Source organism: Pseudomonas sp. MD195_PC81_125 (assembly GCF_014060985.1).
GTDB classification, from domain to species: Bacteria; Pseudomonadota; Gammaproteobacteria; order Pseudomonadales; family Pseudomonadaceae; genus Aquipseudomonas; species Aquipseudomonas parakoreensis.
On the sequence record NZ_JABULD010000586.1, the window covers coordinates 1 to 6621 of the forward strand.

Here is a 6621-nt window from a genome sequence, read left to right on the forward strand (position 1 = left end):
CACATTCAGAACCAATGTGTCAGACCAATCGCTATCGCTGGCAAGCCAGCTCCCACAGGGCTTGTATCGATTCATGCATCCCGCTCCTCCAACGCTCCGACACTTCTGGCATAACACTTGCTCTTGCCTTGCCGTGCGACTGTGAAAACCCGATTAGTGACGGATTATTGGCATGGCGAAGAGCGAAGCAGCAGCTGTAAAAGACCCCGCGACCAAAGGCAAACTCAAGATGATCATCCTGATCGTGGTGGCTCTGCTGCTGGCGATCGGTGTGTCCGTGGGCGCGACCTGGTACTTCATGCACAGTGCTCAGAGCAAGCCTGCCGCCGCGGCCGAGACCGCGCCGGTCGGCAAGCAGCCGGCGATTTTCGAGCCGATGGCGCCGGCGTTTGTCGCCAACTACAACCAGAACGGCCGTCAGCGCTACATGCAGGTGAGCATCACCATGCTGGCGCGTAACCAGGCCGATCTGGACGCGCTCAAAGTGCACATGCCGGTGATCCGCAACAACCTGGTGATGCTCTTCTCCGGTCAGGATTTCGCCACACTGGCGACCCCGGTCGGCCAGGAGATGTTGCGCCAGAAGGCCACAGCCAGCGTCCAGGAAGTGGCGCAGAAAGAGCTGGGCAAAGTGGTGATCGAACAGTTGCTTTTCACTAATTTCGTACTGCAGTAGGAACACGACATGGCCGTGCAGGATCTGCTGTCCCAGGATGAAATCGACGCGCTGTTGCATGGCGTCGACGATGGTCTGGTACAGACCGATAACGCTGCCGAACCCGGCAGTGTCAAAAGCTACGACCTGACCAGCCAGGATCGCATCGTCCGTGGACGCATGCCGACCCTGGAAATGATCAACGAGCGTTTTGCCCGTTACACCCGCATCAGCATGTTCAACATGCTGCGCCGCTCGGCGGACGTTGCCGTCGGTGGCGTGCAGGTGATGAAGTTCGGCGAATACGTGCACTCGCTGTACGTGCCGACCAGCCTCAACCTGGTCAAGATCAAACCGTTGCGCGGTACCGCGCTGTTCATCCTCGACGCCAAACTGGTGTTCAAGCTGGTGGACAACTTCTTCGGCGGCGACGGTCGTCACGCCAAGATCGAAGGGCGGGAATTCACCCCGACCGAACTGCGCGTGGTGCGCATGGTGCTGGAGCAAGCGTTCGTCGATCTGAAGGAAGCCTGGCAGGCGATCATGGAAGTCAATTTCGAGTACATCAACTCGGAAGTGAACCCGGCCATGGCCAACATCGTCGGCCCGAGCGAAGCGATCGTGGTCTCCACCTTCCACATCGAACTCGATGGCGGTGGCGGCGATCTGCACGTGACCATGCCGTACTCGATGATCGAGCCGGTGCGCGAAATGCTCGATGCCGGTTTCCAGTCGGACCTCGACGATCAGGACGAGCGCTGGGTCAACGCCCTGCGTCAGGACGTGCTCGATGTCGACGTGCCGATCGGCGCCACTGTGGCCCGCCGCCAGTTGAAACTGCGCGACATCCTGCATATGCAGCCGGGGGATGTGATCCCGGTGGAGATGCCGGAAGACATGATCATGCGCGCCAACGGCGTACCGGCCTTCAAGGTCAAGATGGGCTCGCACAAAGGCAACCTCGCGTTGCAGGTGATCGAGCCGATCGAGCGGCGCTGAAGCGCCGCTCTCACCCCCACGCATTTAACTGAATTGTTGCCCGCCGAGGACAAATGATGAACGACGAAATGAACGCCCAGGACGATCAGGCACTGGCCGACGAATGGGCTGCGGCCCTGGAAGAGACCGGTGATGGCAGCCAGGCTGACATCGACGCGCTGCTGGCCGCCGACGCTGGCGCGGCAAGCTCAAACCGTCTGCCGATGGAAGAGTTCGGCAGCGTGCCGAAGAACAACGATCCAGTGACGCTGGATGGCCCGAACCTCGACGTGATCCTCGACATCCCGGTGTCGATCTCAATGGAAGTGGGCAGCACCGATATCAACATCCGCAACCTGCTGCAACTGAACCAGGGTTCGGTGATCGAGCTCGATCGTCTGGCCGGCGAGCCGCTGGACGTGCTGGTCAACGGCACCCTGATCGCGCACGGCGAAGTGGTGGTGGTCAACGAGAAGTTCGGCATCCGCCTGACCGACGTGATCAGCCCAAGCGAACGCATCAAGAAGCTGCGCTGAGTGAAACGGTTTCTCTGGGCATTGCTGGCATTGCCATTGAGCGTGCTGGCCGCCGAGCCGTCGACGGCGACCACCGTGCCTGCTGCCACCGCGCCGATGGTCAGCAGCGGCGTGGCCGGGCAACTGACGCAACTGGTCTTCGGTCTGTTGCTGGTGCTGGGGTTGATCTTCTTTCTCGCCTGGCTGCTGCGCCGGGTGCAGCAGGCCGGGCCGGCGGGCAAGGGCCAGGTGATCGAACTGATCGGCTCCCGCGCGCTCGGTCCGCGTGACCGCTTGATGCTGGTGCAGGTCGGCAACGAGCAGATTCTGTTGGGCCTCAGTCCTGGCACCATCACCGCGCTGCATGTGCTCAAGGAGCCGGTGCAAGTGCCGAGCAGCGGCGAAAAAGCGACCCCGGAATTTGCCCAGCATCTGTTGAAGATTCTCGGCAAGGATCAGAAGGATAAGAAGTAATGGCTGCGCTACGCATCGTCTTGACGCTGGCCCTGATGCTGGCCGCGCCGTTGGCGTTCGCCGCCGATCCGTTGTCGATTCCGGCGATCACGCTGGGCACCAACGCCAACGGCGCGCAGGAGTATTCGGTCAGCCTGCAGATCCTGCTGATCATGACCGCCCTGAGCTTCATTCCGGCGGCCGTGATTCTGATGACCAGTTTCACCCGGATCATCATCGTCTTCTCGATCCTGCGTCAGGCCCTCGGCTTGCAGCAGACGCCGTCGAACCAGATCCTCACTGGCATGGCGCTGTTCCTCACCATGTTCATCATGGCTCCGGTGTTCGACCGGGTGAACAACGATGCGCTGCAGCCGTACCTGGCGGAAAAACTCACCGCGCAGCAAGCGGTGGAAAAGGCCCAGGTACCGATCAAGGACTTCATGCTCGCCCAGACTCGCACCAGCGATCTGGAGCTGTTCATGCGTCTGTCCAAGCGCACCGACATCGCCACCCCGGATCAGGCGCCGCTGACCATTCTGGTGCCGGCGTTCGTTACCTCCGAACTGAAAACCGCGTTCCAGATCGGTTTCATGATCTTCATCCCGTTCCTGATCATCGACCTGGTGGTGGCGAGCGTGCTGATGGCGATGGGTATGATGATGCTGTCGCCGCTGATCATTTCGCTGCCGTTCAAGATCATGCTGTTTGTACTGGTGGATGGCTGGGCGTTGATCATCGGCACCCTGGCCAGTAGCTTCGGAGGTGTTTCGCCATGACGCCGGAAGTGGCGGTCGATATCTTTCGTGAAGCGCTGTGGCTGACCACTTTGATGGTCGCGATTCTGGTGGTGCCGAGTCTGTTGGTCGGCTTGTTGGTGGCGATGTTTCAGGCCGCGACGCAGATCAACGAACAGACCCTGAGCTTCCTGCCGCGTCTGTTGGTGATGCTGGTGACGTTGATTGTGGGCGGTCCGTGGATCGTGCAGACGTTCATGGAATACATCATCCAGCTCTACAAAAACATTCCGATGGTCATCGGCTAAGCCATGCAATCGCTGCTTCAGCTGACCGACACCCAGATCAGTACCTGGGTGGCGTCGTTCATGTTGCCCCTGTTTCGTGTCGCCTCGATGCTGATGGTCATGCCGGTGTTCGGCACCACCCTGGTGTCACGCCGTGTGCGATTGTATTTCGCCGTGGCCATTACCGTGTGCATTGCCCCGGGGCTGCCGCCGATGCCGGCGGTCAATCCGCTGGCGCTCAGTGGCTGGTTACTGATTGGCGAGCAGATTCTGGTCGGCGCGGTGCTGGGGTTTTCCCTGCAACTGTTTTTCCAGGCGTTTGCCGTGGCCGGGCAGATTGTCGCGATCCAGATGGGCATGGGCTTCGCCTCGATGGTCGACCCGGCCAACGGCGTCTCGGTGGCGGTCATCGGCCAGTTCTTCACCATGCTGGTGACGTTGTTGTTCCTGTCGATGAACGGCCATCTGGTAGTCTTTGAAGTGCTCACCGAGAGCTTCACCACGCTGCCGGTCGGCGGCGGCTTGATGACGGCGCAGTACTGGGAACTGGCCGGCAAGCTCGGTTGGGTGCTCGGGGCGGCGTTGTTGCTGGTGTTGCCGGCGGTCACCGCGCTGCTGGTGGTCAACATCGCGTTCGGCGTGATGACCCGCGCCGCGCCGCAACTGAACATTTTCTCCATCGGTTTTCCGCTGACCCTGGTACTGGGCCTGTTCATCGTCTGGGTCGGTCTGGCGGACATCCTCAATCAGTATCAACCGCTGGCCTCCGAGGCCTTGCAGTTGTTACGCGAACTGGCACGGGCGCGCTGAGGCATGGCTGAGAGCGAAAGCGGTCAGGACAAAACAGAAGACCCCACGGAGAAACGCAAAAAGGACTCCCGTGAGAAGGGTGAGATTGCCCGCTCCAAAGAGCTCAACACCCTCGCGGTGATGCTCGCCGGCGCTGGTGGTCTGCTGATCTTTGGCGGCATGCTGGCGCAGGAATTGATGGACCTGATGCGCCTCAATTTCAACCTTTCGCGGGAAGTGATCATGGACGAGAAATCCATGGGCACCTTCCTGCTGGTCTCGGGCAAGATCGCCCTGGTTGCGATCCAGCCGGTCATGATTACTTTGTTGCTGGCCGCCTTGATCGGGCCGATCTCCCTCGGCGGCTGGCTGTTCGCTGCCGGCTCCATGGCGCCGAAATTCAGCCGGATGAACCCCGCTGCGGGCCTTAAACGCATGTTCTCGATGAAGGCCGTGATCGAACTGGTCAAGGCGCTGGCCAAGTTCATCATCACGCTGTTCGTGGCCTTGATGGTGTTGTCGGCCGACATCGATGACTTCCTGCGGATCGCCCATGAACCGCTTGAGCAGGCGATCATTCACAGCGTGACGCTGGTGGGCTGGAGTTCGCTGTGGCTGGCCTGCGGGCTGATCATCATCGCTGCGGTGGACGTGCCTGTGCAGCTGTGGGAAAGCCACAAGAAACTGCTGATGACCAAGCAGGAGGTGCGCGACGAGCACAAGGATCAGGAAGGCCGGCCGGAGGTCAAACAGCGCATCCGCCAGACCCAGCGCGAGATGTCGCAGCGGCGGATGATGGCGGCGATTCCCGACGCCGACGTGGTCATCACCAACCCGACCCACTACGCCGTGGCGCTCAAGTACGACTCGGAGAAGGGCGGCGCGCCGGTCCTGCTGGCCAAGGGCAGCGATTTCCTCGCGCTGAAGATCCGCGAAATCGCCGTCGCCAACAACGTCATGCTCCTCGAGTCGCCGGGGCTGGCACGCTCGATCTATTACTCCACCGAGCTGGAACAGGAAATCCCCGGCGGCCTGTACCTGGCGGTCGCTCAGGTATTGGCTTACGTCTACCAGATCCGCCAGTACCGCGCCGGCAAGGGCAAGCGCCCGGATCCGCTCAAGGACGATTTGCCGATTCCGCCGGATCTGCGGCGCGATTCCTGACGTCACTGTGATGAAAAAAACCGCCGCCCCGATTTGACGAGGCGGCGGTTTTTTTTATGCCTGACCCAATGATATTTTTGGTTCCTGTCGCCGTCATTGTTGGTGAGGGGATTCATCCCCGACGGGCTGCGCAGCAGCCCCAAAACCTACCGCCACGATCCCCCGAAATATCAAGGATTCAGGATTTGCGGCTGCTGCGCAGCCGATCGGGGATGAATCCCCTCGCCACAGGTTCTTGTCTGCCTTCTTAGCCCGCCAACTGCAGATTATCCAGCGCCCGATTCACCGCCAGCTCGCCAAGCATGATCAATTGCGCGATGCCCAGCAGCGTTCGTCGCTGCGAGGCGGGTATGAGGTGGGCGAAGTCGTGGGCGATGGTTCTGGCCGAGGCCAGGGTTTCGCAGGCATCGGCCAGCAGCTCCTCGTTTTTGAAGTCTGCGGTCACGGCTTACATCGAGCGGGTTTTGCGTTGAATGGGGGCGCCGCCGGGCGGGCAGAGGTAGTGGTCGAGGGCGCGGTCGGCGGCTTCGTGGAGTTTTTTTGAGTCGAGGGATTCGTAGGGGGAGGTGGCGTCGGTTTCGGGTGGGTTGGGTGTTGGTTTGATCATGATGAAGCCTCTAGAGTGGTGAGGCCGACACCGTTCGCTGCTAACGAAGGAGGTGGCGGCTGTACGCGGGTTAGCAGACCAGGACTCTAGAACCCGGCGCACCGAAGTGCCCCACGCAAAGCCGCCATAACGGCAACGGACTTTGTGCGTCTAGAGAAAAATCCGGGCTGCTAAACCCGATCACTGAACAATCAGCGACCGACCCACAATAGAACCCGACCTCAAGGCGCACAAGCCGGCAGATTCTGGCTTAGCTGTAGGCAATGGCGCAAGGATGTGTAGCCCAAAAGGCGTGTCTTCAAGTGTCTTAAACACCAGAGTTTAAAAGAGCAATTTGCGCTGACTGCACTGACCCCTTCGCGAGCAGGCTCGCTCCCACATTCGGAATGTATTTCACTCCCGGATTTGGAATGCATTTCCACTGTGGGAGCGAGCC

General features: G+C 60.4%; 8 protein-coding genes and 1 pseudogene. 8 read left to right on the plus strand and 1 reads right to left on the minus strand.

Annotated features, from left to right (window positions below):
• Positions 1-172 precede the first annotated feature (172 nt).
• From fliL to flhB, 8 genes are read left to right on the plus strand one after another with little or no spacing between them, the layout of a single operon-like run.
• Positions 173-676 carry a flagellar basal body-associated protein FliL gene (gene fliL, locus HT737_RS23715; protein ID WP_041072981.1) on the plus strand — a complete coding sequence of 168 codons (504 nt, stop codon included), beginning with the start codon at positions 173-175 and terminating at the stop codon, positions 674-676.
• Positions 677-685: 9 nt separating this feature from the next.
• A complete protein-coding gene (gene fliM, locus HT737_RS23720; RefSeq protein WP_003222890.1) occupies positions 686-1654 on the plus strand; it encodes a flagellar motor switch protein FliM in 969 nt (322 codons plus the stop codon).
• Between the two features lie 56 nt (positions 1655-1710).
• A complete protein-coding gene (gene fliN, locus HT737_RS23725) occupies positions 1711-2169 on the plus strand; it encodes a flagellar motor switch protein FliN (RefSeq protein ID WP_003222891.1) in 459 nt (152 codons plus the stop codon).
• Positions 2170-2622, plus strand: coding sequence for a flagellar biosynthetic protein FliO (gene fliO, locus HT737_RS23730; protein ID WP_047292553.1), 453 nt, complete (start codon positions 2170-2172; stop codon positions 2620-2622). It begins immediately after the preceding gene.
• Entirely contained in the window at positions 2622-3380 is a 759-nt protein-coding gene (gene fliP, locus HT737_RS23735) for a flagellar type III secretion system pore protein FliP (protein WP_047292554.1), read from the plus strand. The genes fliO and fliP overlap by 1 nt, the downstream gene beginning before the upstream one ends.
• The gene (gene fliQ / locus HT737_RS23740; RefSeq protein ID WP_041072975.1) at positions 3377-3646 is read left to right on the plus strand and encodes a flagellar biosynthesis protein FliQ; all 270 of its coding nucleotides are present in this window, start codon (positions 3377-3379) and stop codon (positions 3644-3646) included. The genes fliP and fliQ overlap by 4 nt, the downstream gene beginning before the upstream one ends.
• Before the next feature lie 3 nt (positions 3647-3649).
• Positions 3650-4435: a flagellar biosynthetic protein FliR gene (gene fliR / locus HT737_RS23745; protein WP_047292556.1), complete on the plus strand. Its 786-nt coding sequence runs from the start codon at positions 3650-3652 to the stop codon at positions 4433-4435.
• 3 nt (positions 4436-4438) lie between these two features.
• Positions 4439-5578, plus strand: a complete 1140-nt coding sequence (flhB, locus tag HT737_RS23750; protein WP_047292558.1) for a flagellar biosynthesis protein FlhB — start codon at positions 4439-4441, stop codon at positions 5576-5578.
• Between the two features lie 247 nt (positions 5579-5825).
• Here flhB and HT737_RS23755 read toward each other — a convergent pair.
• A pseudogene (locus HT737_RS23755) lies at positions 5826-6185 on the minus strand (DUF6124 family protein).
• Positions 6186-6621 lie beyond the last annotated feature (436 nt).